This window comes from Tepidanaerobacter sp. EBM-38, assembly GCA_001896545.1.
In the GTDB taxonomy this organism is placed as follows: domain Bacteria; phylum Bacillota; class Thermosediminibacteria; order Thermosediminibacterales; family Tepidanaerobacteraceae; genus Tepidanaerobacter.
In genome coordinates, this window is the sequence record MPOT01000068.1 from 1 (window position 1) to 23,641 (window position 23,641).

Sequence of the window (23,641 nt, forward strand, 5' to 3'; positions counted from 1 at the left end):
CAGCGGTAGAGCATTCGGCTGTTAACCGAAGGGTCGTAGGTTCGAATCCTACTCGAGGAGCCATATTTATACTCGATATTTTGATAATCAAATAGTTTATGCTTAAAATAAATATATTAAAAGAAATATTAAAAAGGTATACATAAAAAAGTATCCCAAGATACAGTGTCAATTTTACCAATGACTCGGATGTACTAAGAGAAGAAGATGTTATACTTAGAATAGTAGCAGCATATTATCTTTCTTAATATACTTTTTCAGCTCAACTATAGCATAGCTTAAAACCGATTGAAGAAGGTGGTTGCCATGACCAATGATAATGACCGTAAACTGGCGGAAAGCCTTGATACACTTTTGCGTTCCATAACTCGCTGGATGAAATATATACATAGACAACAGCTAGTTAAAGCTGATAACCTAGACATAACTCAGAAGCAATATAGAGTTTTATGTATTTTAGAAAAAAATGGTCCATATAAAATGTCGGATTTAGGTGAAATAGTCCATACATCTTATGGTAGCCTTACTGTAATGATAGACCGATTGGTAGACAAGAATTTGGTTGAGAGGTGTTTCTTACCTGAGGATAGGCGAGTTGTAATGGTTAAAATTACCCCGGCCGGAAGTCAGATTTTAAAACAATACAGGGAAGATTTTTTAGATTTAATAGAGAAAAATTTGGAAAGATTAAATAGTGAAGAAAAAAAACGCCTGCAAGCGGCTATAGACGATATTAAATCCATAGTTGAAGAAAATTGCAATTTTTTATTATGAGACAGAAACAAGCAGGATTTTCTATAGGTGATGTCGAAATTTTATAACAGAAATTTTATAGCAAGCATGTTAATAAGAATAAATATAAAAAATACAAGATGGGTATAAGGAGGCTAATAAATGCTTACAAGAATTTGCTCTGGTGGTGTAGTTTTTTTAAAAGATAAGGTTCTAATATTAAAAAATGAAAAAGGCGAATGGGTGTTACCTAAAGGAGTTATCAGACCAGGCAGACTTGCTCAAGAAGTGGCGATAGAGCGAGTGAAGTTGGAGGCAGGCGTAAATGCTCGCATAGTTTCATGTGTAGGAGAGACCTGCTATGAATTTTATTCTGTTACAAGACAAAGACCGGTATGCAATCAAATTACATGGTTTTTAATGGAAGCCCTATCTGAAAATTGTAATCCTAATGCAGAACTTAATTTTTCAGATGGAGGCTTCTATCCAATTGAAGAGGCCATGGATATGATAACTTATAGTCAGGATAAATCTCTTGTAAGAACGTCGTATAAGCGGTACTTGGAGTATTGTAAAGGAAAAGAAAAAAACGAAGATGAAAAAGACGAAGTGATAGTTTAAAAAAAGCAGCTAAGCTGCTTTTTTTAAACTGTATGAATTTTAATTGGTTCTTCTGAAATAGCATCCAAGGTCTGAGCTTTAAGAGCCACATCATTACTACATATTATTCCCTTTTCAGTCAAGACCTCAATAAGGCTCACTATAGCCAAAGTATTCCTATAGTCTATTATTTTCATATCTGAAAGTTCAGCCAAGATATCTATTTCCACCATAAGCTTTCCTCCTAGAGAAGGTTATATAAATATTTTAACCAGCTCAGGAAGTTTTATACAAGCAGTATAAAATAATTAGCTCATAATTGATTATGAACCTTTTCGATAGCGTTGTACAATTCATCTCTTTCAAAAGGCATGATTGGACATTTTTTACCTGAGGAAACCATAAATTTTCCATGTTCTTGAGAAGTAACCTTGCCTATTACAGTGGCATCAATTTTACTTTCATTTAAAGCGGCAATAACTTCATCGGCAAAAGGCGTGCATATGAGCATAGACCCGCTAGAAATAAGGCCTAATGGATTTATACCAAAAGCTTTACAAATATCTTGAGTTTCAGGCAAAATTGGAAGTAAATCCTGATATATTTCTATGCCCACCCCCGATGCCTCGGCTACTTCATAACATGCCCCCAACAATCCGCCTTCTGTGATATCATGCATAGCCGAAACACCAACTTTAGAAGCAATGATACCATCATCAACAACGCTTATTTTTTCTATGAAATCTTTAGCTTTTTCTATAGTTTCCCTTGGAAGCTTTTTAATGAGAAATTCTTCAAAATCTGAAGCAAGAATAGCAGACCCCTCAAGACCAAGGGTTTTTGTTACTATTATGGCATCACCGGGTTTGGCACCTGAAGATGTTACATATTTATCCTTGCTGGTAATACCGATGGCGGTAGTAGAAATAATAGATTTTGATACTGCCGAAGTAATTTCACTGTGTCCGCCAAGAATTTCTATGCCAACTTTATTTGCAGCTTCATTTATTCCCTTCATCAATTCTTTCAAAAGCGACTCACTAGAACCTATCGGCAAAAGTAATGTAACAAGAATTCCAATAGGTTCTGCACCACAGGCTGCAACATCATTACATGATACGTACACTGCAAGATGACTGCTGTGAATATCTGCACCGGTTATTGGATCTGTGGAAAGGACAGCTACTGAATCACCAAAATCTATAATACTGCAATCTTCTCCAAAACTAGAGTGAACTAACACTTCTTTTCTTAGTTTACCTACATAAGGGTAAACACTGGATTTTAAAAGCTCCGGCGGGACTTTTCCTGCTTTCAACATTGATTAATCACCTCAAAATTTATCTTCATCATTAAAAGTAATATCCTTAAGCCTGTTATGTAAAAACAAGGAAATAGCGGCTCCTGCGGATACCTGTACAAAGTCCCCGGCGAGTTCTACCGGCACAGCAGCCATCCCATAGAGAATACCGGCTGCCAATGCATAACCTGCCATCATTGTCAAACCACCGAGTGTAACAGCAACATACTTATTCCTTTTAGAGAGAGCTCCCACTATATATCCTTCAAGACACTTAATAACAAAAGTAATAGGAGCCCAAACAGGATACCCTCCGATGATATCGGAGAGTGCCGACCCCACCCCTCCTATAACAGCGCCCGGACCCGGTCCGTAAAGCAGTGCGGTTAAATAAATTACAGCTTCACCTAAATTAAAATAAAGATTAAATGTAGGAACTGGAAAACGCAATACCACAGTAGCTATGACTAATAATCCGGAAAAAAGGCCCATAAATGCAAGTTTTTTAATTTTATCATCCATAAAAACTTATCCTCCCCGCTGATATCTACTAAAATTCTAATGGTATTATATCAGAAAGAAAAAGCCTTTGACAAATATTTTGAATGCATTATTGCAACTAAATAGAAATCAACCATCACACTTAATGCAGCACAATATGAATCTAAACTCCATACCTAGATTTACTGCAACCACCGCCTTAAAAATAGCATCAACTATTGATTTTCTCGGCATTGTCCGATATAATAAAAGGACAATAGAGAAAGCTAGTAGCTATGATGGGGAAAAGTAAGCTTGGTTCTTTTTTTAGAGAGCCGGCGGATGGTGAAAGCCGGTAAAAGACTTTGCCTAATTCCACCCCGAAGCTGCATCTTTGAAAAGGTGCCGGGATTTTATATGATTCCGTTAAATGAATTGAGTAATATATAAGGGTGGCAACGCGAGTCCTCTCGCCCCTTTAGGGGTGAGAGGACTTTAATATTTTCTATTTGGATTAGAAATGATATATAGTAAAAACTTGTAGCATAGGAGGTAAAAATATGCTTGATGTAAAGTTTGTAAGACAAAATCCGGATATAGTTAGGAGGTCGCTTCAGAATAGAAGAACTGAAGCGGACCTTGACAGATTTTTGAAACTTGATGAAGAACGCCGGAATCTTCTGTTTGAAGTGGAAAAGTTAAAGAACCTGAGAAACTCAGAGTCGGAAGAAATTGCACGTAAAAAGAAAGCCAAAGAGCCTGCTGATGAGCTCATCGCTCGCATGAAAGAGGTATCCCAGCAGATTAAAGAAATGGATGAGAAGATAAATGAGGTAGAAAAGAGTCTTGAAGAAATTCTGCTGACAATACCAAATATACCGGATGATTCAGTGCCTATAGGAGAAAGTGATGCGGATAATGTCGAAGTTAGAAGATGGGGTGAGCCGACTAAATTTGATTTTGAGCCTAAACCTCATTGGGACATCGGTGAAGATTTGGATATTTTAGATTTTGAGCGTGCAAGGAAAATTACCGGTTCAAGGTTTACTGTTTACAAGGGAGCGGGTGCTAGGCTTGAAAGAGCACTAATTAATTTTATGCTTGACTTGCATACACAAAAGCATAATTACAAGGAAATATTCCCACCATTCATAGTAAATCGTGACAGCATGACCGGTACCGGCCAATTGCCAAAGTTCGAGGAGGATGCTTTTAAGCTTGCCAACAATAATGATTATTTCTTAATACCTACTGCCGAAGTGCCTGTGACTAATTTGCACAGAGATGAAATCCTGTCGAAAGATGATTTACCTATCTACTATGTGGCTTACAGCGGGTGTTTTAGAGCTGAAGCGGGTTCGGCGGGAAGAGATACTCGAGGCCTTATAAGGCAGCACCAATTTAATAAAGTGGAACTGGTAAAGTTTACAGATGCGCAAAGCTCAATGCAAGAACTAGAGAAGCTGACAGCCGATGCTGAAGAGGTTCTCGAACTTTTAGGGCTGCCTTATCGCGTAGTAGTTTTAAGCACGGGAGATTTAGGATTTTCCTCCGCAAAAACCTACGATATAGAAGTTTGGATGCCAAGCTATAATCGCTATGTAGAGATATCCTCCTGCAGTAACTTTAAAGATTTTCAGGCTCGGCGTGCACGAATTCAGTACCGACCTGAAAAAGGAGCAAAACCCGTATATGTACACACATTAAATGGTTCGGGTCTTGCAATAGGAAGGACTACGGCAGCTATACTTGAAAACTATCAGCAATCTGACGGCTCTGTAATAATTCCTGAAGTTTTGCGTGAATACATGGGAGGATTAAATAAAATAGATATATAATTCAACAGCGTTGGTAAAGAATTTTAAGCGGCTCAATTGTAGAATTTGAGCCGCTTTTTGAATATGATAATATAAGTTTTTGTTTTTAAATAAAGAGGAGTGATTTACATGGCTAAGTCTTTGCAATTTGATAAAGACAGAGAAAATTTTTATAAAAACCTCTTTAAGGAAAAGAATATGAATATAAAAAATATAAAAGATGAAGCAGAAATCTATGCAGAATATATAAAAGAATTTACTTGGGTTAAGACCTGATTTTAGTTACAATAAAAAGATAACGGCTGTCCTTTCCTTATAACGGTTAATTCCGGCTGATATTATACAACTTAACTTATTATAGTAATGACTGCAAATTTATAGCTTACTTGAGGTGAAATAAAAAAAGCGGGGATGATGAACCCCGCTTTTTATTACATCAAAAACAAAACGGCTACAATTGTGGATACTATCAGACCGGTAATAACCGGTATAAGATTCTTTCTTGCTAAATCCATCACAGGTACACCTACAATACCTGCTACAGCTATAAGGGAACTCCATGCTATAATAGTTCCGCCGCCAGACCAGATATTGCCCATTTGGCCTATAGCAGCCAGAGCTGCCGCTACCTTGACATTTCCACCGGCCATTGCACCTGCCAAGGTTCCCGACATGGGCAAACCGGAAAAACCAGAGCCGTCCAAACCACCGATAATGCCTAGAATCAGCATACCAAAGGCGGAAAGAAAGCCTTCAGGAGGAATGGACTGAGCAATCATTTGTCCGATATCAAAAAGAAATCCGGGAGCTCCTTCTCCTAAAATACTAGCGACGACTTCAGGATTTCCAAGGAAGAAAAATCCTGCTATAGGTAAAATTTGACCCATTACTTTAAATGCAAAAACCAATCCATCGGTTAAATAATCAGCTATAACATCAAGACTCTTTACACCTTCTACGAGAATAGTTGCTATAGTCATAATTAAAACAGCAGTGCCACCGAGAAGTGCTGAAGCGTCACCGCCTTTTATATCGAAGCGGAACATGGCATATATGACGCCGATTAATGCAATAATAGTTAGCCACATCAGGAAGGGAGCATAAGCCTCGCCACGATGCTCCTCGCCTTTCATTTTCATTTCAGGTCTTGCTTCATTTACGGCTGCTGCTTCCCGCTTGCCTTCCTTTTGGAATAGCGCTATTTCATCTCTCATCATATAATAAGCCATTACAATAGCAACTATACCTGTGATAAGGGAAAGGATGGCACCATAACCTGTCACGATTGAGACCGGGATACCGGCAGCTTTAGCCGAAAGGCCAGGTGCACCCTGAATAACCATATCACCGGAAAGGGCCATACCCTGTCCTGCTAAAGCCATAGCTACTGCTCCTGCCATGGGTGGTAGACCTACTTCAATAGCAGCTGGTACCAATAAAGCGCCGATTAAGGGCACGGCTGGGGTTGGCCAAAAAAAGAGAGATATAGCATAGGTTGTAACAACAAGAACAATATAACTTACCGCAGGTGAAACCATCAGCTTCTTCATAGGAGCTACCAGCATTTCATCAGCTCCGGTTACACTAATAGATTTTAGCATTGCAAACATCAAACCAATAATTAAGAAGATACTTCCTAACTCAACTAGAGCTGCTATTTGAGCACTAAAAACTGCTGTAACAGCTCCCACTAAACTCCCCTTGTAGATAAGTGCAATCAAAAAAGTAGAAACAATACATGGGATGAGAACATTACGACGAAATAACATAGCTACCACAACAGCAATAGTACCCAAAGCATAAATCCAGTGAGCAAGAGTCATGTTAAATCCTCCAGTTCTTTTAAGAATTTGAGATACGTAAAAAATCAATGGAAAAATTACTCACATCTAAAAAAAATTACCACCTCCTCATCAATGATGAGTGACTTGCTATTTCTATACTAATTCGACGAAAAAAATAAAAATCCTCCTTATAAAATAGAAGTATTAAAAAAAAGAAAATATTTTCAATGATAATAATTATCATATCAAACAACAAATCTTGATTTTGATGCGATAAAAACCTCCTGCTAAATATTATGAGCTATATAGCAAAATCTATTCTTATTAATGAATTATTTTGAAAAAAATGTTGATAAATATAGAAAAGCATTTGGAGTACTGTTACGAAACTGTATTTATAGATTCTCATCACATAGGTGACATTTTATCAGAATAAATTTAACATGACATAATAATAGAATGAACTATATTGCTTGCATTATTATTTGACATATGTTCATAATAATGTTAATATAAAATTAAAGATAATGAACATATGTCCATAAAATCCTTAAGGGAGGTGAGCTTATGCCTAGTGGAGATGGAACTGGTCCTGCCGGATACGGTCCTATGACCGGTCGTAGCAGAGGATTTTGTGCCGGTTTTTCAGTGCCTGGTTCCCTCAATCCTATTGGAAGAGGATTTGTGGGGAGAGGCTGTGGATGTGGATATTATAGCCGTGGACGAGGCTATAGGCATCAGTTTTATACAACAGGTCTGCCTTTTTGGGCAAGAGAAGCCAATCCTTTTGAATTTGCTCCGGGTTATAACGCAAAGTATAGTCAAGAAAGCGAAGCCAAGGTTCTTTCCCGGGAAGCAAATTTCTTAAAACAAGAGCTTAAAGCCATAGAGGACAGGCTAAATCAGCTAAAAGCGGCAGAAGAAGAAAATCCCACTGATAAGTAGCGGGATTGAAATTGGGAAAATGACATCAGTTGGGTGGGCTTATATCACCCAACGATTCTTTTTGCAAAATATGGTTTAAATATAGTATACGAGGAGGAATAGTCTTGAAAGTAGCTGTAACTTCTGTTGGCACAGATTTGGATTCCATGATTGATGAAAGGTTTGGGCGTTCAAGTTATTTTATTATTGCTGATACTGATTCTGATGAATTTGAGGTATTTGAGAACGAGGGATTAAGCAGTGCTCACGGCACAGGTGTCCAGGTAGCTCAGTTTATAGCGGAAAAAGGTGTTCAAGCCATAATAACCGGAAAAATAGGGCCAAATGCCGTAAAAATCCTAAAAGAATCAGGCATAGATGTATTTATTGCAAATTCCATGACTGTAAGACAAGCTCTAGCAAATTTTTTAGAAGGCAAACTTGAGAAGATTTCCGGCGCCACCACAGGACAGCATAATAAATAGAACTAAAAAATATACACATGAATAAAAACGAACCGTCCCTAATTATTCACTAATTATTCAAAGGTGGTGAGATTATGATTGTTGCGGTTGCAAGTGGTAAGGGAGGCACTGGGAAAACCACGATAGCAACAAATATGGCTGTTTCTTTAAAGGATACACTATCTGTGCAGCTTTTGGATTGCGATACGGAAGAGCCTAATGTGCATCTGTTTATTGATCATGAGATAAGCCACAGTGAGGATGTCATGCTTCCCGTTCCTACGATAGACCATGATAAGTGCACTCATTGCGGTATATGTGTGCAAAAATGCGCCTTTAATGCACTGGCAGATATTAAAGTAAAGCTTCTGGTCTTTGAAGAACTCTGTCACGGCTGCGGCGGCTGCATGCTGCTTTGCCCTGCCGGAGCTATTGCAGAAACTTACCAAAAAATTGGGAGTGTAAAGAGCGGCCATGCTTTTGGTATGGGCTTTGTCTATGGGATATTAGAAGTTGGAGCGGTTTTAGCTCCACCGGTAATTAAGAAGGTAAAGGCACATATCAAAAATAATGTTGCCGTTATAATTGATGCACCGCCAGGTACGTCCTGCCCTATGATAAATGCAGTATCGGGAGCGGATTATTGCATATTGGTCACAGAACCGACACCTTTTGGATTAAGTGACCTTAAACTTGCTCTGAAGGTTGTCCAGGAACTTGAAATCCCATTCGGAGTTATTATAAATCGGGCTGGGATGGAATATCCCGATATGGAAAACTATCTTTCAAAGGAAGATATCCCAGTTTTAATGAAGATACCCTTTGACCGGCGATATGCTGCATGCTATGCCGAAGGGAAATTGCTTACAGAAGAATTTCCTGAGCTCAGAGAAGAATTCAAAAACTTGTGGTATGCAATAGAAAGACAGGTGAAGGCATGAAGGAACTGGTGATAATCAGCGGAAAAGGTGGAACAGGGAAAACCACTGTTACAGCTTCACTGGCAGCTCTTTTAAAAAAAGCGGTTTTAACCGATTGCGATGTGGATGCGGCTGATTTATATCTGATTTTAAAACCCGAGATAAAGCAAACTTTTGAATTTTGGGGGAGCAAGAGGGCCCGTATTAATCTTACAAAATGTACCAGATGTGGGAAATGTGTAGAGGTTTGCCGCTTCGATGCTATAACTAATTACAAAGTGAGCGAGCATTTTTGTGAAGGCTGCCAGGTGTGCTATAACATTTGTCCTGAAAAGGCCATAGACTTAATTGATAACCTTTCAGGCCATTGGTATATTTCAGATACCCGGTATGGACCGATGATTTTTGCAAAATTGGGTATTGCTGAAGAAAACTCTGGGAAATTGGTGGCTGTTGTCAGAAAAGCAGCCAAAGAAATTGCCGAAAGAAACGGATATGACTATATAATAACCGATGGGCCTCCAGGAATAGGATGTCCTGTTATCTCGGCTTTATCGGGAGCCGATACGGCTTTGGTTATAACGGAACCTACCGTTTCGGGCAAACATGATCTTGATAGGGTAATCAGGCTTTCAAAGAATTTCAAGGTAAAAGTAAAAGTCATTATTAATAAATATGACATTTCCCTTAGAAAGAGTTTTGAAATCGAAAAATACTGCAATAATATAGGTATTGAAGTTATAGGTAAAATTCCGTTTGATGAGGATGTAGTAAAATCTATTGCTAAGGGAACTCCATTGGTAGAATTTTCCCGAGGTCCCGCGGCTAATGCGTTGACAGATATAGCGGAAAGGCTTATTGACATATGTTCATTACAGTAGTAAAATACCTTTAGAATTAGAGTGAGAGGAGTGTGAGCGTGGCAAGACCACCTAAATGGCGTCATGTGGAGTTTATACCTGACATAACATATTTTAAGCCTGCCGGAGTGCCTTTACGACAGTTGGATGAAGTGGTTTTAACGGTTGAAGAACTTGAAGCATTAAGGTTAAAAGACCTAGAGGGCCTTGAACAGGAACCTTGTGCCGAAAGAATGAATATCTCCCGGCCGACTTTTGTCCGAATTATAAATTCAGCTCGCACAAAAGTTGCCGAAGCGCTTGTTAAAGGTAAAGCAATTCGAATCGAAGGCGGAACATATCAATTTGTCAGGCCGCTAAAATGCTGGGATTGTGGAAATGAATGGAGTCAACCACAGGACGAAACCAACAAGGAATGCCCTAAGTGCCACAGTACTAACTGGGCGCCCAAAAGGATGCAGAGAGGTCGATGCCATGGGCATAACCGGCAAGATATACCGGATTAAAGCAAGAATTCAAACATTTTTCTCAGAATGAAAGGGTGTATTTGGTGAAACAACAGGAAGGCAATGGAAACAATAAAGAACAAACAGTAAAAAAAGAGCCTCAAGAACCATCAGCAGCGGGATTAAACCGCATAAAAAAAGTAATAGCTGTTATGAGCGGAAAAGGTGGCGTAGGCAAATCAACGGTGACAGGCCTTTTAGCAGTAAGTCTCAAAAAACAGGGTTACAGTGTGGGCATAATGGATGCGGACATAACAGGACCAAGTATTCCTCGCATGTTCGGTATAAACAAAAGACCTGAAAATCTGGGATTTGGGCTTATGCCGGCAGAAAGCTCTACAGGTATCCGTATTATGTCTTTAAACCTTCTGCTGGAAAACGAGGATGATCCAGTTATCTGGCGAGGACCTTTGATAGGCAACGCCATACAACAGTTTTGGAATGATGTAGTATGGGGCGATTTGGACTACCTGTTGGTGGATCTGCCGCCTGGAACAAGTGATGCGCCTCTAACCGTAATGCAGTCACTGCCCGTGGACGGCCTTATCGTCGTTTCATCACCACAGGAATTAGTGGGCATGGTAGTCAAGAAAGCCGTTAAAATGGCAAATATGATGGATATTAGAGTAATCGGCCTCGTTGAAAACTATAGTTATATGCTTTGCCCCAAGTGTAAAGAAAAAATAGAGGTATTCGGCAAGAGCCGGGGCGAAGAGGGAGCAAAAGAAGCAAATGTCCCTTATCTAGGCTCACTACCTATTGACTATAAATTAGCCAAGTTTTGCGATGAAGGTCGAATAGAAGAGTATGAAAGCCCACAATTTCTAGGGATCAATTTTTAGGGACGGTTCCAAATTATTCACAAGAGGGTAAATCCGATGTCATTCTTCAAGGCATATCATGCACATATAAGAAATGCCAAGAAAAAAGAAGAATGATAAAGTGAATTACCAAGATATAGAAAAAGGAGGAATTAATTACTTATGAAAATAGCCATACCTACGGATAAAGGTCAAGTTTCCGCCCATTTCGGGCATTGTGAAGAGTTTACCATATATGATGTAGATGAAAGTGAAAAAAAGGTGAACTCAAAAGAGTGTATTACTAACCCAGGCCATCAACCCGGATTTTTACCGGGATTTTTAGCAAAACAAGGTATTAACTGTATAATTGCCGGAGGCATGGGATTAAAAGCTAAGCAGCTCTTTGACCAAAATAACATACAAACCATAACCGGTGCTGCAGGCATAGTTGATGAAGTAATACAGGATTATCTAGAAGGAAACCTTATCAGCAAAGAAAGCTATTGTGACCACCATGAATAATTAGGGACGGTTCCAAATTATTCATTGACAGCTGTTCCTGGAAAGTGTTACAATAACAATACATCTGATGTTTCGGCGGCTTCCGATGCGGAAGATGAAAAAGTCCATAACTTCCTGATTGCAAGGAATTTCTGAGCAAAAAGGTGAAGGACCGAGCAAAAGCAGTTTATATATTAAATGCAAAAATACCTTCGACTTTTTGTCGAGGGTTTTATTTTTATGAAGGTGGAGGTAAGCTGTGGACAAAAGAATTGGTGTTGTAGGTATTGTTGTTGAAGATTTAGAAAGTGCTAATGCAGTCAACTCCATACTGCATGAGTATGCGCAAATTATTGTAGGTAGAATGGGGATTCCTTATAGGGAAAAAGGTGTTTCAGTGATATCACTTATTGTGGATGGCACTTCAGATGAAATTAGTGCCATGACAGGAAAGCTTGGTAAAATCAAGGCTGTTTCTGTAAAATCCGCAATGACTAAAAAGGCCTAACATTTAATAGAAAATTGCTTTCTATAGTGAAATCAAAATTTAAATAAGGGGGTTTTATGAATATGGATAAAGATACTCTTAAACCTTTTAGCATTAGATGGCTTACTAGAACTGCTATACTTTTGGCTATAACACTGGCTTTTCAAATGCTGGGCTTTCCTCAGATGGTAACCGGTCCTGCCGTAAATGCCATGCTGCTTATTTCCGGAACATATGTGGGTATAGTCGGGGCGGTAATCATCGGCATGCTAACACCGCTTATTGCTTTTGTCAGAGGCATTTTAGCACCGCCGCTGGCACCCATGATTCCGTTTATTATGCTGGGGAATGCTGTATTAGTGATTGTATATGTGGCAGCTCGCTCTAAATTAGGTAAGGGCTATGCGGGTACTGCTATCGGTCTTATTATAGGTGCAATAGTTAAGTTTTTAGTGCTCTCATCTGCAGTTAGATTTATTGTAAGTGTACCACCTCCCGTAGCCAAGGCCATGCAGATACCTCAGCTGTATACGGCATTACTAGGCGGCGTGGTTGCATTTATAGTAGAAAAAATTTTAGATGCAGCTATTAAGCAAAACAGCTGATAGATAAATAAAATACAAAGATAAATTAGATTAAGGAAGGACGATAAGTTCCTCCTTTTTTTTATGTGGCTAGGTTCGCTGTTGATTACAATATAGGTTATAATAGAATAGGCTATTATAGTAAATAACTGCTGGCTCAGTACGACGTCCGAGCATCTGCCCGTAACCATCTTAATAGGTAATTTAAAACTTGTCATCGGCTTTCATATAATTTGCTTGGATATAGTGGACCGCTTGGCAGTTGAAAAGAGGGGATGTATTATGGGAAAAATAAGAACTCCGGAGCCGGTAACACCGGTAGCCAGTGTCTTTACATCGGACAAGGAACTGTTTGAACCGGTAAAAGAGGCTTTGACCAAGCGACTTGGACCGTGTGTTTATGCTAGCGCAGTGCTGCCGTTTAATCATACAGACTATTATACTGATGAAATGGGAGATGGGCTGAAGCGCCAGATTTTTGCTTTTGCCAAGCTGATTGACCCAGATAAACTTTCCGATCTTAAGCAGTGGTCGAATTTGCTTGAACAAGACTGGTCAATAGATGGCAAACGTCGAGTAAACATTGATATAGGTTATATTAGCCTAGCAAAGCTAGTATTAGCCAGCACTAAAGATCATAGCCATCGCTTATACTTGGGCGGGGGAATCTATGGAGAGGTTACACTGCGTTTTGTAGATGGCAATTTTAAACCATGGCAATGGACTTACCCGGATTATGCTAGCATAGAGTACCGAAGAATCTTTGAGGATATTCGCAAGCTTCACAGTAAGAAACTTCGCCTTTGTTAATAATACTTATACAAATTCTTTTCAACTTCTAAAAACAAGGTGGCCGATATGAATTATAAGTTATTTTTTATCATGATCATCATATTGTCAATAGTAGTATATGGCTGCGGGAGCTATAATAATCAAGCAGTAAAAGACCAAGACCACATCATTGACCAAGATGCTGATATTGTTGATCCGTTGAAAAAACAAATCGCACAGATGACTATAGATGAAAAAATTGGTCAGATGGTCATGGTAGGTCTTAAAGGATATGAAAATGACCAATATTCTCAGGAAATGATAGAGAAATACAAAGTTGGAGGATTCATATTTTTTGAACGGAATATCAAGGATGCCTATCAGACGCAGATATGGTGATGGTGGCACATATATTACTACCTGAGATTGATGAAGAAAACCCCGCTACGCTTTCAAAAAGTATAATAACCGATATTTTAAGATCCGAAATGAAATTTGACAAAGTTGTAATTACTGACGATATGACGATGGGGGCAATAACGGAAAATTTCGATATAGGTGATGCAGCAGTAAAATCAATAATGGCAGGTGCGGATATTATCCTTGTGTGCCATGATCATGAAAAGCAGGTAAAAGTCTTGGAGGCATTAAAACAGGCGGCGATAGATGGGATTATTACCGAAGATGAGCTTGATATGCATATATACAGGATATTAAAGCTAAAACAAAAATACAATTTAAACGATGAAAAGATAGAGTCAGTGGATGTAGAAAAGATAAATGAAAAAATCAGAGATATTTTAGGTAGGTATTTTTAACGAAGCTGTCTTTCTGAGCAAAGCGAAGAATCTGGGGGAAGATCCTTCAGGCAAAGCCTTCAGGATGACAACAAACTGGAACTTTCGCAGCGATGACAATAATATTGCTTCTGGCATTCATAGCAATGGCTTTACCTGGTAATCAATATTGCATAAGCTTCCATCAAAATCCAGGGAACTTATTCTTTTTATTTCCGTCTAAAAAAGTAGAAATAAAAATTTTCAAAGGAGATGATTGCACTATGAAATTTAAAAAAATACTTGCAGGATTGTTATCTGCCACAATAATTTTTTCATTAGGAACGTCCTTGGCTCTAAATCAGGAAGACGCACTAAATGGGAATACAGCCGGGCAAATTACAACAACGAGCGCCGAACCGAATGAGCAACAAAAAATCCGTTATAAGGCTTTTACCGGAATTGTTAAGGAGATAAGAGAACGTGAAGGCATGGAAGACTCAAAACTGGTATCGGTAGAAAGTAAAGACGGGAATCCGGCTGATATTGTTATAACTTGTGACACATATATCCTAGAGGATGCTGAAATTTCAATAGGAGACACAATTACTGCATACTATGATGCCACAAGGCCCATGATTATGATTTACCCTCCACAGTACAGCGCTGAAGTGGTAGTAGTTGAAAGCTCTGAGCGCAATGTTAAGTTTGATATTTTTAATGAGGGTTTAGCAAGCTCTGATAACCAGTTAAAGCTTAATATTTCTGATGAAACCGAGATTTTCCTACAAGATGGAACGACCTATGAAGGTGAGCTTACAGGCAAAAGACTTATAGTAATTTACGGGTCAGCTACGAAGAGTATTCCTGCACAAACGACTCCATATCAAATAATAGTATTATTTGATATGGAAGAAGAGAAACCAGGAGAAGTAGCAGTTGAAGAAAAACAAGCATATGATGTCTCAACAATGGAAATCATTGTAGAAAACAAAAAAATAGAAGCACCTGCAGCGTATGAAAGCAATCAAGGTGTTGTCATGGTTCCACTGAGGGCTATTGCTGAAGCACTGGGATATGAAGTAGTGTGGAACAATGAAACACAAAGCGTTATGGTGGGCAAAGATATATTTCTAACAATAGGCAAGGATGGATATACTGTAGGAGAAGATATTATAAAGCTAGGAGCCGCACCGGAGCTTACAGAGGAAAGGACTTTTGTGCCCTTAAGTTTCTTTAAGAATGTAATGAAAATGAACAATGCTTATGTATTTGAAGGGCAGATAGTAATAGATAATGAAGAGGTTATGCAATAACACCAATGCGTAAAGCCCCGGATAAAATTAAAGCCATGCATTGATACAGTAACAAAACTATCCTATATGCATGGCTTTAATTTATATAAATAAAGTTATACAAAAACTTATTATTCTACAGTTTCAAAGATTTAAAGCTCGACTTCCTTTTGCAGTAATGGTTAAGGTCTTTATCGGGGTAGCGCCGTTTGCTACCGGGCAGCCTGCACATTGTTTGCACTCACCATTACAAACTGTGCTCAATACTTCTTCTTTAATATAACCCATTACCTTAAGTTGATCTATTATGTGAGAGGCCATACTCCTATCTATTTTAAGCTCGTTTGCAAGCTGCGAAAGAGAATAAACCTGCATTTTACTGATTTGCTTTAAGGCTTCTAGTAGCATTTTTTTCACCATCAAATTCTTTACTATTTCAGTTGATTTTGACTGACCGTCGTATCAAATTCATATCCTAGTTTTAGCTAAATCCTAAAAGTCTGCCGATTTGAAACACTAGAACTGCTCCGATCCAGCCTACTAAAAATGTATAAACTACCGTAAACAATGTCCACTTCCACGAATTTGTTTCCCTTCTTACGGTACCTATAACAGCTGCACAGGGTGTATAAAGCAATGTCATAATCATAAAGGCAAAAGCACTTAAGGGAGTAAAGGCCTGCTGAATGGATGCTACCAGCTCGGCGCCTTCTTCTACGCCTGCATATACCATACCGAGCGTTGCGACCACCGCTTCTTTTGCAACAATTCCTGCAAAAAGCCCCACAGACGCCTGCCATGTGCCAAATCCTGCCGGCTTGAAAATGGGAGATATAAAGGAACCAATTCTGCCTAAAATGCTAGCTTGACTGTAAGGTTCTACACCATAAGGCAATATAGATAATACCCAAAGCATCGTAACTACGGCAAATATAATTGTTCCGGCCCGCCTTAAAAATCCTCCGACTTTATCCCACATGTGTATCAACACACCTTTTACCGTAGGCATGCGATACGGCGGAAGCTCCATAATAAAATATGAAGTCTCGCCATTAAACAAAGTTTTACTGAAAAGCTTTCCCATTAATATAGCGACGATAAATCCTGTAGCATAAAGGATAAATAATACTGTGCCTCCATGATTGGGGAAAAATGCTGCAATAAACACCAAATATATGGGCAACCTAGCACCACAGGATATAAAGGGATTGATTAGTATTGCTATCATTCTATCCTTTTTACTGTCAAGAGTTCTTGTAGACATAATTCCCGGAACATTACAACCTACACCAATCAGCATTGATATAAAGGTTTTACCATGAAGGCCTAATGCCCTCATTATCCTGTCCATTACGTAAGCGGCTCTTGCCATGTAACCGCTGTCCTCAAGTATTCCAAGAAAAATGTATAGCACCATAATTAGAGGAACAAATTCCAGAACCGCACCAATTCCACCAAAGATACCATCAGTTACAAAAGATATCAACATACCTGGAGCATTGATGCCTTCAAGCCATGCCGCTACATTTTCGCCCAAGGTTTCCAATAAAAATGCTACACTGCCACCTAAGACATCTTCACCAATGATAAAAGTCAGCTGATAAATGCTAAACATTATCAAAGCAAATATAGGCAGTCCAAACCATTTATGTGTTAATACTTTATCTATTTTGTCGGATGTTGTCTCAATTTGCTGCTTTGGCTTTATTATGTTGCCTCTAACAACATCTCCGATAAATTCATACCTTTTGTCAACAATTGCCATTTCAGGCTCAATCCCTAAAGACTTTGTTAAATCATTTATATAAGCAGCAACCTTATCTAAAATATGCGGTGCTTGTTTACTTGCATAGTCAAGTATATATTTATCGTTTTCAAGAAGCTTTAATGCCACCCAGTCAGCAGGGTAATCATTGATACTGGCACTTTGTTTTATTATTTGCGCTAAAGATGCAACCACTTCATCAATCTCGCGGCCATACGTAATCTTTACGGGTTCTGCCGCATTTTTCTTTATAGCTTCCGATATTTTTGACTTCAAATCATCAATGCCTTTTTGTCGTGATGCAATCATAGGAACAATAGGTACACCTAATTGTCTTTGGAGGGAATCTACATCAATTTTAATTCCCCTTTTTTCGGCCTCATCCATCATATTAAGAGCTATTACGACATTAGCACCCATCTCCAAAAGCTGAACAGTAAGATATAGGTTTCTTTCAATATTTGTTGCATCAACTACACTTACAACCAAATCCGGCTTATCTTTTAATATAAAATTCCTAGCCACTATCTCATCTTCCGAATAAGCTCCTAAGCTATAAGTGCCGGGCAAGTCCACGATATTATACTGATTACCGCCAAATCGCAACCTTCCCTCTTTCTTTTCTACAGTAACTCCAGGCCAATTTCCAACATGCTGATTGGCTCCGGTGAGAGCATTAAAAATGGTTGTCTTGCCGCAATTGGGATTGCCGGCCAATGCTACAGTAAGCATATAAATCCCTCCCAATGATTGAGAATGATTCTCAACGAATTTTAAAAAAATAAAAACTAAAGCTTAATCAATTATCAATTGTATCTAATAATATCTTAAAGGCCATGCCTCTACCAACTGCAATCCTGCTGCCGTTTAAACCGACCACTACGGGTCCGGCGTCATTTTTGACAACTTCGATCTCCTGACCCTTATTTAATCCCATTTCGAAAAGACGCTTAGAAACTTCGCGGCCACCGCAGATATCATAAATCCTTCCGCGGGTTCCTTCAGAAAAAAACACCAAAGGCTGAGTCATAAAATTACTCGACCTCCTTTTCCACCAAAATGCTTTGTGCTTCATTCTTTCTAAGCGTAAGTTTATACCCTCTTACCAGAATTTCAATAGGATCACCCAGAGGTGCCCTGCCTTCTACCGATATTTCTAAACCAGGAACTATCCCCATATCCATCAACCTTCTCTTGATACTTCCGTCTGAAATATCTTTAACCTTTACTGTTTGACCTATAGGAATATTGTCTAGACTTATAGTCATTAGGATACCCCCTTGAGCATTATTCTTAATTGAAAGATAACGAAAATCATTTTCAAGTACAGAATACCATTCAACACAGAAAATGTCAATAAGCTGGATGATAGGAAATTTACCTGAAGATAATGAAGAATTAACCGCAACTTCTTTAACTTTTACTTTGAAAATGATTCTTTCTTACAAAAATATGCTTCTGAATATAAATAGTTACTATTCAGAGGCTGAAAGCAACTTGTCATCCCAAACGCAGTGAAGGATCTTTGTAAGAATTAAATAAGATTCTTCGCTGCGCTTAGAATGACAGCAGTATACAGCAAAATGACAGACCTCTGAATAGTTTTTTTACTATAAATATATTTTGGGAGACAATTAACAAAAAAGCTTTCGGCTATCCCGAAAGCTTTTGGTTTCACATGGAGCTGATGGCCGGATTTGAACCGGCGGCCTGCGCATTACGAGTGCGCTGCTCTACCACTGAGCCACATCAGCCTGCTTTTCTATTTTACAATGTTTAATCCTGTAAGTCAACAACTTGCAAAAACAAGTGCCCTTGACCAACTGAAGGCAAAGTCAAGGGCGTATGGTTGTCATTTGGCAATCATCCTAAATTGAAAGCCGAAAATAAAGCAAATCCGAATTTGCTAAATAAATAATGTTATACCTGCATTTTCATTTCTTGATATATATGTGGCCACACCGCCGAGCTCAACGCCGTCAATGAGCTCTTCCTGTTTTATACCCATCAGGTCCATGCTCATAGTGCAGGCGACAAATTTTACGCCTAAATCCATAGCGGATTTTATCATTGTGTTGATATCATCGACATTTTTACTTTTCATGATATTTTTAATCATAACAGGTCCCATACCCAGCATATTCATGTTTGAAAGCGGCATATTTTCTGCACCCCGAGGCATCATGAAACCAAACATTTTTTCAATGAAGTTCTTTTTAACTTTAACAGGCTTATCTTTTCTCAGCGCATTAAGGCCCCAAAATGTAGAAAATACTGTTACATTCTTACCCTGCATTGCCGCCCCTTGAGCAATAATCATAGCAGCAAGAGCCTTATCAAGATTACCGCTGAATAGTACAATTGTTGCATTTTCCTGGGTGCTTGTCGGGGCTGATAAAGGGCAGCGGTTGTCTTTATTGCCCTTTTGTATCTGAGCAATATATTTACCATTATCGTGAGTCAGTGAAATAAGCTTATGCCCATTTGTACTGCACCAGTTTTCAATATCTGCCGCAAAACCGTAATCGGTAGCAATAACCTTGATTTGCTCACCCTCTTGAGCCTCTTTTATGGCATTATATACGGCAAGAAGTGGGCCGGGGCATTGCAGTCCCGTAGCATCGATTTCCTTTACAATTTGTGATGGTTTCGATATATTAGCCAAGATACTATCCGGTCCGATATTCCCGGCATTTTTGATGACATATTTTGCGCCCTTATAAGTCAAGTAACCGCCGGAAAGATTATACACATTTTTAAATCCGTTGGCTTTTAATATCCTAATTGCAATATATGCCCTCAAGCCTACCTGGCAGTTAACGTAAATCGGGGTATCTTTCGATATCGTAATTTCATCAATCCTGTTTCTTAGCTCATCAAGCTCAATATTTACAGCGCCTTCTATATGTCCTGCGTCAAATTCAACGGGTGTTCTTACGTCTAGAAGATAGCCGCCATTTTTTATGATATCATCAATTTCATTCCAGTGAACCACATCATACACGCCATCTGCTACATTACAGGCAATATAGCCTAAAATATTTACAGGGTCTTTGGCTGATGAATAAGGAGGGGCATAACAAAGTTCAAGGCCTGCTAAATCGCGGATTGTGCCGCCGAGTTTTATGGTGGTAGCAATTACATCTATTCGCTTTTCAGTGCCTTCTCTGCCAACAGCCTGCGCTCCGTATATTTTGCCGCTGCCAGGGTCAAATAGAAGTTTCATGGCAATCTGTGATGCGCCGGGGTAATAGGTAGCGTGGTTGGCCGGGTGAGCATGTATAGCTTTATATTTTAGGCCTTTAGCTTTTAGCTGGCGCTCGTTATTTCCGGTTGAAGCCACCGTCAGGTTAAATACTTTAAGGACTGAACTTCCCAATGCCCCGGGATAATTTACATCCAGACCGTTTATATGGTCTGCAGCAAGGCGCCCCTGACGATTGGCAGGGCCTGCCAGAGGTACTGCTGTTTCATTTCCAGTAACGTAGTCTGTTATTTGAGCTACATCACCTATAGCGTATATATCTTCAATAACTTGACCGGTTTTAGCATCTATGGTTTGAAGCTGTTTTGTAGTTAGTATATGTCCTTTCTTTCCCAAAGCAAGGCCGCAGGACTTGGCCAGGGGGTTTTCAGGAACAGTTCCCCTTGAAGCAAAATCCATAGGAGCATATTCCAAGCAGGGAAGCTCCGGGACAACACCTATTGACAATATAATCATGTCTGTATCAATTTCTTTGCCACTTTCAAGAATAATTTTTTTTCCTTCATCCTTAAAACCGGCCACACCATCTTCCAAAATCAGGTCAACACCATTTGCATTAAGCTCTCGATGGACAAGCTGTGCCATTTCAAAATCCAGAGGGGCTAAAACCTGGTTGAGTTTTTCAACTAAAGTAACCTTTATGCCTTGTTCTGTCAGATTTTCCGCCATTTCAATGCCGATAAACCCACCGCCGATAACTACTGCGGATTTCGGATTGTTTTCATCTATAAATTTTTTAATCAAATCAGCATCAGGTATGTTTCTAAGTACAAACAAATTTGCAGCATCGTCTATGCCGTCAATTTTAGGCCTCAACGGCTTTGCGCCAGGAGATAAAATCAATATGTCGTAGCTTTCTGCATAGGTTTCTCCGGTTTTTACGTTTCGCACTTTAACAGTTTTATTTTCCCTGTCAATACTAATGACTTCACTAAAATTGCGTATATCAAGATTGAAGCGTTTGGACATTCCTTCTACGGTTTGAACTAAAAGTTTATTCCTATCCGAAATAACACCGCCAATATAGTAGGGAAGCCCGCAGTTAGCAAAGGAGATATATTCACCACGCTCGAAAATTATTATTTTATCTTCTTCGCTTAACCTCCTAAGTCTTGCAGCAGCGGTAGCACCGCCGGCAACGCCGCCTACTATCAATATTTTTCTCACAGCAATTACCTCCCTTAAATTATTTTAAAACACAGTTATCGAAGATAGATACAATTAGTTTCTTAACATCGTCATTGGCTATTTTGTAATAAACTTCATTGCCGGATCGTTCATTTTTTACAATTCCGGCAGATTTAAGCTTTGAAAGATGCTGAGAAATGCCGGATTGCGACACATCCAGGCACTTTTCCATATATGAAACATTACAGCTGCCTTTTTCTATCAATCCATGGACAATACAAAGTCTTACAGGATGCGATAGCGCCTTTAAAACCTCTGCAATTTTTGCAAATCTATCCATATCAATATCCATTTGTGCACTCCCTCACAAATCAGTATATTTACATATTATAATATTCTAATATACTTGTCAATGTAATTGTTAAAATAAAAGGATAAAAATAGTTCTATCATAATCCGTTTTATAGGTCAACTATTGTGATATTATAGTAATATAAGAATTTTGTGTTATTTAGTACAGGGGTTAAGGGGGGCAAGGCGTGGCAAGACGTTCAAATCAAAAATTAAAGATACTTTACCTTTTGAAGATACTATGGGAAAACACTGATGAGGAAAATGCCATGACGCTAAAAGATATTATAGCTGAGCTAGATAGATACGGTATTCCTGCCGAAAGAAAGTCTATTTATGATGACATTGATGCATTACGTTTTTTTGGTATTGATGTAGTTTCCAGAAGGACTAGGACCACAGAATATTTTATAGCAAGTAGAATTTTTGAATTGGCTGAATTAAAGCTGCTGGTAGATGCTGTCCAATGTTCAAAATTTATTACTTATAAAAAAAGCGAAGAACTTATAAAGAAGATTTCAAGTTTTACAAGCAAACACCAGGCAAAACTGCTTCAACGTCAAGTATATGTAGCCGATAGAGTAAAGACAATGAACGAAAGCATCTACTACAATGTGGACAGGATTTATCTGGCAATTGCTCAGAACAAGCAAATTTCATTTCGGTATTTTGAATACACCATAGATAAAGAAAAGAAGTTCCGCAAGAATGGCGAAAGATATATAACCAGCCCTTATGCTCTGTCATGGGACAATGAAAACTACTATCTAATAACCTTCTCTGAAAAGTACCAGGACTTTACACATTACCGAGTGGATAAAATGAGTGATATCGAAATTACAGAACAGCCTAGAATAAGCCTGCCGGATAATGAGGAATTCAACATAGCAGAGTACTCAAAGAAAGTTTTCTATATGTTTGGTGGGGAGGAGAAAACTGTAGAAATGCAGTTTGACAACTCCCTAGTCAATGTAGTAATTGACCGTTTTGGCCAGGATGTATATTTGGAAAAAGCAGATGAAAGCAGCTTTATAATGAGGGCTGAAGTAGTAGTTAGTCCTACTTTTTTCTCATGGGTTTTTCAGTTCGGTGATAAAGTAAAAATAATAAATCCTAAAGAAGTGGCTCAGAAGTATAAAGAATATTTAACTGAAACATTAAGTCGATATTAGTCAAAATACAATACTTTCAAAATGGGATATCTTATATTTTAATTGAAAATAATACAAATTTAGAAATTAGCAGAAAAAGAAGGAGATTACTATAAGAGTATAGAATATTATATGTATAGTAAAATATATTTGGAAATATGCATAATCAGAACTAACAGCAATGAGAATAGAGGGCTAATATAAACCAATATACCAGAATCAATTTTACATCAAAAAAAAGGGGGGATTAGCTTTACATGGTTCATATTTACTAACTTTGAAAGACCAACTATTAAAAGTCAAATAAAATATGTAAAAAAACTATAAATGAGATCCAACTAAAAACAGGCATCACAAAAAGGCTTGTATTATTACAA

Annotated in this window: 29 protein-coding genes, 1 tRNA gene and 1 other annotated feature; of the genes, 19 read left to right on the plus strand and 11 right to left on the minus strand. The window is 38.6% G+C overall.

Translation table 11 applies throughout. The features are described 5' to 3' along the window. The first annotated feature begins 306 nt into the window (after positions 1 to 306). Both BUC45_RS07905 and BUC45_RS07910 read left to right on the plus strand, forming a co-directional pair. The gene (locus tag BUC45_RS07905) at positions 307 to 774 is read left to right on the plus strand and encodes a MarR family transcriptional regulator (protein ID WP_013777368.1); all 468 of its coding nucleotides are present in this window, start codon (positions 307 to 309) and stop codon (positions 772 to 774) included. 120 nt (positions 775 to 894) lie between these two features. After that, positions 895 to 1,353, plus strand: coding sequence for an NUDIX hydrolase (locus tag BUC45_RS07910; RefSeq protein WP_296971448.1), 459 nt, complete (start codon positions 895 to 897; stop codon positions 1,351 to 1,353). A gap of 23 nt (positions 1,354 to 1,376) precedes the next feature. Here BUC45_RS07910 and BUC45_RS07915 read toward each other — a convergent pair whose 3' ends face one another. The 3 genes from BUC45_RS07915 to BUC45_RS07925 all read right to left on the minus strand — a co-directional run bounded on the left by BUC45_RS07915 (position 1,377) and on the right by BUC45_RS07925 (position 3,154). Beyond that, positions 1,377 to 1,565 (minus strand): hypothetical protein, encoded by a 189-nt coding sequence (locus BUC45_RS07915; RefSeq protein WP_296971449.1) that lies wholly within the window; start codon positions 1,563 to 1,565, stop codon positions 1,377 to 1,379. An 80-nt stretch (positions 1,566 to 1,645) separates the two neighbouring features. After that, entirely contained in the window at positions 1,646 to 2,650 is a 1,005-nt protein-coding gene (locus tag BUC45_RS07920; protein ID WP_366749968.1) for an AIR synthase family protein, read from the minus strand. A gap of 15 nt (positions 2,651 to 2,665) precedes the next feature. Further along, positions 2,666 to 3,154, minus strand: a complete 489-nt coding sequence (locus tag BUC45_RS07925; RefSeq protein ID WP_296971453.1) for an ECF transporter S component — start codon at positions 3,152 to 3,154, stop codon at positions 2,666 to 2,668. A gap of 91 nt (positions 3,155 to 3,245) precedes the next feature. On the opposite strand from BUC45_RS07925, the gene BUC45_RS07930 reads away from it, so the two are divergent. The 3 genes from BUC45_RS07930 (at position 3,246) to BUC45_RS07940 (ending at position 5,205) form a co-directional block, all read left to right on the plus strand. Next, positions 3,246 to 3,425, plus strand: a complete 180-nt coding sequence (locus BUC45_RS07930) for a hypothetical protein (protein WP_296971455.1) — start codon at positions 3,246 to 3,248, stop codon at positions 3,423 to 3,425. Continuing rightward, positions 3,400 to 3,593: a binding site (T-box leader), on the plus strand. It overlaps the preceding gene by 26 nt. Before the next feature lie 79 nt (positions 3,594 to 3,672). Beyond that, positions 3,673 to 4,950 (plus strand): serine--tRNA ligase, encoded by a 1,278-nt coding sequence (gene serS / locus BUC45_RS07935; RefSeq protein WP_296971457.1) that lies wholly within the window; start codon positions 3,673 to 3,675, stop codon positions 4,948 to 4,950. Positions 4,951 to 5,058: 108 nt separating this feature from the next. Further along, positions 5,059 to 5,205 (plus strand): hypothetical protein, encoded by a 147-nt coding sequence (locus BUC45_RS07940; protein ID WP_296971459.1) that lies wholly within the window; start codon positions 5,059 to 5,061, stop codon positions 5,203 to 5,205. A 155-nt stretch (positions 5,206 to 5,360) separates the two neighbouring features. Here BUC45_RS07940 and BUC45_RS07945 read toward each other — a convergent pair whose 3' ends face one another. Beyond that, positions 5,361 to 6,752, minus strand: a complete 1,392-nt coding sequence (locus BUC45_RS07945; RefSeq protein ID WP_296971460.1) for a hypothetical protein — start codon at positions 6,750 to 6,752, stop codon at positions 5,361 to 5,363. 528 nt (positions 6,753 to 7,280) lie between these two features. On the opposite strand from BUC45_RS07945, the gene BUC45_RS07950 reads away from it, so the two are divergent. The 13 genes from BUC45_RS07950 (at position 7,281) to BUC45_RS08010 (ending at position 15,625) form a co-directional block, all read left to right on the plus strand. Then, on the plus strand, positions 7,281 to 7,658 hold the full coding sequence (locus BUC45_RS07950; protein WP_296971462.1) for a DUF5320 domain-containing protein: 378 nt from the start codon (positions 7,281 to 7,283) through the stop codon (positions 7,656 to 7,658). Positions 7,659 to 7,762: 104 nt separating this feature from the next. Next, positions 7,763 to 8,122: a NifB/NifX family molybdenum-iron cluster-binding protein gene (locus tag BUC45_RS07955; RefSeq protein ID WP_296971463.1), complete on the plus strand. Its 360-nt coding sequence runs from the start codon at positions 7,763 to 7,765 to the stop codon at positions 8,120 to 8,122. A gap of 74 nt (positions 8,123 to 8,196) precedes the next feature. Beyond that, a complete protein-coding gene (locus tag BUC45_RS07960; RefSeq protein WP_296971465.1) occupies positions 8,197 to 9,042 on the plus strand; it encodes an ATP-binding protein in 846 nt (281 codons plus the stop codon). Continuing rightward, on the plus strand, positions 9,009 to 9,902 hold the full coding sequence (locus BUC45_RS07965; protein WP_296971468.1) for an ATP-binding protein: 894 nt from the start codon (positions 9,009 to 9,011) through the stop codon (positions 9,900 to 9,902). The genes BUC45_RS07960 and BUC45_RS07965 overlap by 34 nt, the downstream gene beginning before the upstream one ends. A 38-nt stretch (positions 9,903 to 9,940) precedes the next feature. Further along, positions 9,941 to 10,387, plus strand: coding sequence for a DUF134 domain-containing protein (locus BUC45_RS07970; RefSeq protein ID WP_296971471.1), 447 nt, complete (start codon positions 9,941 to 9,943; stop codon positions 10,385 to 10,387). 41 nt (positions 10,388 to 10,428) lie between these two features. After that, the gene (locus tag BUC45_RS07975; RefSeq protein ID WP_366749964.1) at positions 10,429 to 11,229 is read left to right on the plus strand and encodes an Mrp/NBP35 family ATP-binding protein; all 801 of its coding nucleotides are present in this window, start codon (positions 10,429 to 10,431) and stop codon (positions 11,227 to 11,229) included. Positions 11,230 to 11,370: 141 nt separating this feature from the next. Continuing rightward, complete coding sequence (locus tag BUC45_RS07980; RefSeq protein ID WP_296971474.1) at positions 11,371 to 11,712, plus strand: NifB/NifX family molybdenum-iron cluster-binding protein; 342 nt, start codon at positions 11,371 to 11,373, stop codon at positions 11,710 to 11,712. A 238-nt stretch (positions 11,713 to 11,950) separates the two neighbouring features. Beyond that, on the plus strand, positions 11,951 to 12,199 hold the full coding sequence (locus tag BUC45_RS07985) for a TM1266 family iron-only hydrogenase system putative regulator (protein ID WP_013777383.1): 249 nt from the start codon (positions 11,951 to 11,953) through the stop codon (positions 12,197 to 12,199). Between the two features lie 62 nt (positions 12,200 to 12,261). Then, complete coding sequence (locus tag BUC45_RS07990; RefSeq protein WP_276792491.1) at positions 12,262 to 12,783, plus strand: ECF transporter S component; 522 nt, start codon at positions 12,262 to 12,264, stop codon at positions 12,781 to 12,783. Between the two features lie 261 nt (positions 12,784 to 13,044). Continuing rightward, positions 13,045 to 13,572 carry a DUF4416 family protein gene (locus BUC45_RS07995; RefSeq protein ID WP_296971476.1) on the plus strand — a complete coding sequence of 176 codons (528 nt, stop codon included), beginning with the start codon at positions 13,045 to 13,047 and terminating at the stop codon, positions 13,570 to 13,572. Positions 13,573 to 13,620: 48 nt separating this feature from the next. Next, entirely contained in the window at positions 13,621 to 13,932 is a 312-nt protein-coding gene (locus BUC45_RS08000) for a glycoside hydrolase family 3 N-terminal domain-containing protein (protein ID WP_296971477.1), read from the plus strand. Further along, entirely contained in the window at positions 13,926 to 14,351 is a 426-nt protein-coding gene (locus tag BUC45_RS08005; RefSeq protein WP_296971479.1) for a glycoside hydrolase family 3 N-terminal domain-containing protein, read from the plus strand. The genes BUC45_RS08000 and BUC45_RS08005 overlap by 7 nt, the downstream gene beginning before the upstream one ends. A 242-nt stretch (positions 14,352 to 14,593) precedes the next feature. After that, a complete protein-coding gene (locus BUC45_RS08010; RefSeq protein ID WP_296971480.1) occupies positions 14,594 to 15,625 on the plus strand; it encodes a copper amine oxidase N-terminal domain-containing protein in 1,032 nt (343 codons plus the stop codon). A 123-nt stretch (positions 15,626 to 15,748) separates the two neighbouring features. Here BUC45_RS08010 and BUC45_RS08015 read toward each other — a convergent pair whose 3' ends face one another. The 7 genes from BUC45_RS08015 to BUC45_RS08045 form a co-directional block, all read right to left on the minus strand. Then, the gene (locus BUC45_RS08015) at positions 15,749 to 16,024 is read right to left on the minus strand and encodes a FeoC-like transcriptional regulator (protein WP_296971492.1); all 276 of its coding nucleotides are present in this window, start codon (positions 16,022 to 16,024) and stop codon (positions 15,749 to 15,751) included. Between the two features lie 61 nt (positions 16,025 to 16,085). Next, positions 16,086 to 18,101 carry a ferrous iron transport protein B gene (gene feoB / locus BUC45_RS08020; protein WP_296971482.1) on the minus strand — a complete coding sequence of 672 codons (2,016 nt, stop codon included), beginning with the start codon at positions 18,099 to 18,101 and terminating at the stop codon, positions 16,086 to 16,088. A gap of 67 nt (positions 18,102 to 18,168) precedes the next feature. After that, entirely contained in the window at positions 18,169 to 18,399 is a 231-nt protein-coding gene (locus BUC45_RS08025) for a FeoA domain-containing protein (RefSeq protein WP_296971483.1), read from the minus strand. A gap of 4 nt (positions 18,400 to 18,403) precedes the next feature. Beyond that, a complete protein-coding gene (locus BUC45_RS08030) occupies positions 18,404 to 18,637 on the minus strand; it encodes a FeoA family protein (protein ID WP_276792479.1) in 234 nt (77 codons plus the stop codon). Between the two features lie 411 nt (positions 18,638 to 19,048). Next, positions 19,049 to 19,123: transfer RNA gene (locus tag BUC45_RS08035), tRNA-Thr, on the minus strand. Between the two features lie 152 nt (positions 19,124 to 19,275). Then, positions 19,276 to 21,801, minus strand: coding sequence for a DsrE/DsrF/DrsH-like family protein (locus BUC45_RS08040; protein ID WP_296971486.1), 2,526 nt, complete (start codon positions 21,799 to 21,801; stop codon positions 19,276 to 19,278). 19 nt (positions 21,802 to 21,820) lie between these two features. Then, a complete protein-coding gene (locus tag BUC45_RS08045) occupies positions 21,821 to 22,114 on the minus strand; it encodes a metalloregulator ArsR/SmtB family transcription factor (RefSeq protein WP_296971488.1) in 294 nt (97 codons plus the stop codon). Between the two features lie 187 nt (positions 22,115 to 22,301). Between BUC45_RS08045 and BUC45_RS08050 the strand changes: the two genes are divergently transcribed. Next, the gene (locus BUC45_RS08050; protein WP_296971490.1) at positions 22,302 to 23,285 is read left to right on the plus strand and encodes a WYL domain-containing protein; all 984 of its coding nucleotides are present in this window, start codon (positions 22,302 to 22,304) and stop codon (positions 23,283 to 23,285) included. Positions 23,286 to 23,641 lie beyond the last annotated feature (356 nt).

What these genes read in the sequence shown, in the direction of transcription:
- BUC45_RS08030 (WP_276792479.1), bottom strand. Translation starts at nt 18,637, where the DNA reads ATGACTATAAGTCTAGACAATATTCCTATAGGTCAAACAGTAAAGGTT.
- BUC45_RS08025 (WP_296971483.1), bottom strand. Translation starts at nt 18,399, where the DNA reads ATGACTCAGCCTTTGGTGTTTTTTTCTGAAGGAACCCGCGGAAGGATT.
- BUC45_RS08015 (WP_296971492.1), bottom strand. Translation starts at nt 16,024, where the DNA reads ATGGTGAAAAAAATGCTACTAGAAGCCTTAAAGCAAATCAGTAAAATG.
- BUC45_RS07945 (WP_296971460.1), bottom strand. Translation starts at nt 6,752, where the DNA reads ATGACTCTTGCTCACTGGATTTATGCTTTGGGTACTATTGCTGTTGTG.
- feoB (WP_296971482.1), bottom strand. Translation starts at nt 18,101, where the DNA reads ATGCTTACTGTAGCATTGGCCGGCAATCCCAATTGCGGCAAGACAACC.
- BUC45_RS07940 (WP_296971459.1), top strand. Translation starts at nt 5,059, where the DNA reads ATGGCTAAGTCTTTGCAATTTGATAAAGACAGAGAAAATTTTTATAAA.
- BUC45_RS07990 (WP_276792491.1), top strand. Translation starts at nt 12,262, where the DNA reads ATGGATAAAGATACTCTTAAACCTTTTAGCATTAGATGGCTTACTAGA.
- serS (WP_296971457.1), top strand. Translation starts at nt 3,673, where the DNA reads ATGCTTGATGTAAAGTTTGTAAGACAAAATCCGGATATAGTTAGGAGG.
- BUC45_RS07925 (WP_296971453.1), bottom strand. Translation starts at nt 3,154, where the DNA reads ATGGATGATAAAATTAAAAAACTTGCATTTATGGGCCTTTTTTCCGGA.
- BUC45_RS07960 (WP_296971465.1), top strand. Translation starts at nt 8,197, where the DNA reads ATGATTGTTGCGGTTGCAAGTGGTAAGGGAGGCACTGGGAAAACCACG.
- BUC45_RS08045 (WP_296971488.1), bottom strand. Translation starts at nt 22,114, where the DNA reads ATGGATATTGATATGGATAGATTTGCAAAAATTGCAGAGGTTTTAAAG.
- BUC45_RS07905 (WP_013777368.1), top strand. Translation starts at nt 307, where the DNA reads ATGACCAATGATAATGACCGTAAACTGGCGGAAAGCCTTGATACACTT.
- BUC45_RS08005 (WP_296971479.1), top strand. Translation starts at nt 13,926, where the DNA reads ATGGTGATGGTGGCACATATATTACTACCTGAGATTGATGAAGAAAAC.
- BUC45_RS07980 (WP_296971474.1), top strand. Translation starts at nt 11,371, where the DNA reads ATGAAAATAGCCATACCTACGGATAAAGGTCAAGTTTCCGCCCATTTC.
- BUC45_RS08010 (WP_296971480.1), top strand. Translation starts at nt 14,594, where the DNA reads ATGAAATTTAAAAAAATACTTGCAGGATTGTTATCTGCCACAATAATT.
- BUC45_RS08000 (WP_296971477.1), top strand. Translation starts at nt 13,621, where the DNA reads ATGAATTATAAGTTATTTTTTATCATGATCATCATATTGTCAATAGTA.
- BUC45_RS07950 (WP_296971462.1), top strand. Translation starts at nt 7,281, where the DNA reads ATGCCTAGTGGAGATGGAACTGGTCCTGCCGGATACGGTCCTATGACC.
- BUC45_RS07995 (WP_296971476.1), top strand. Translation starts at nt 13,045, where the DNA reads ATGGGAAAAATAAGAACTCCGGAGCCGGTAACACCGGTAGCCAGTGTC.
- BUC45_RS07910 (WP_296971448.1), top strand. Translation starts at nt 895, where the DNA reads ATGCTTACAAGAATTTGCTCTGGTGGTGTAGTTTTTTTAAAAGATAAG.
- BUC45_RS07915 (WP_296971449.1), bottom strand. Translation starts at nt 1,565, where the DNA reads ATGGTGGAAATAGATATCTTGGCTGAACTTTCAGATATGAAAATAATA.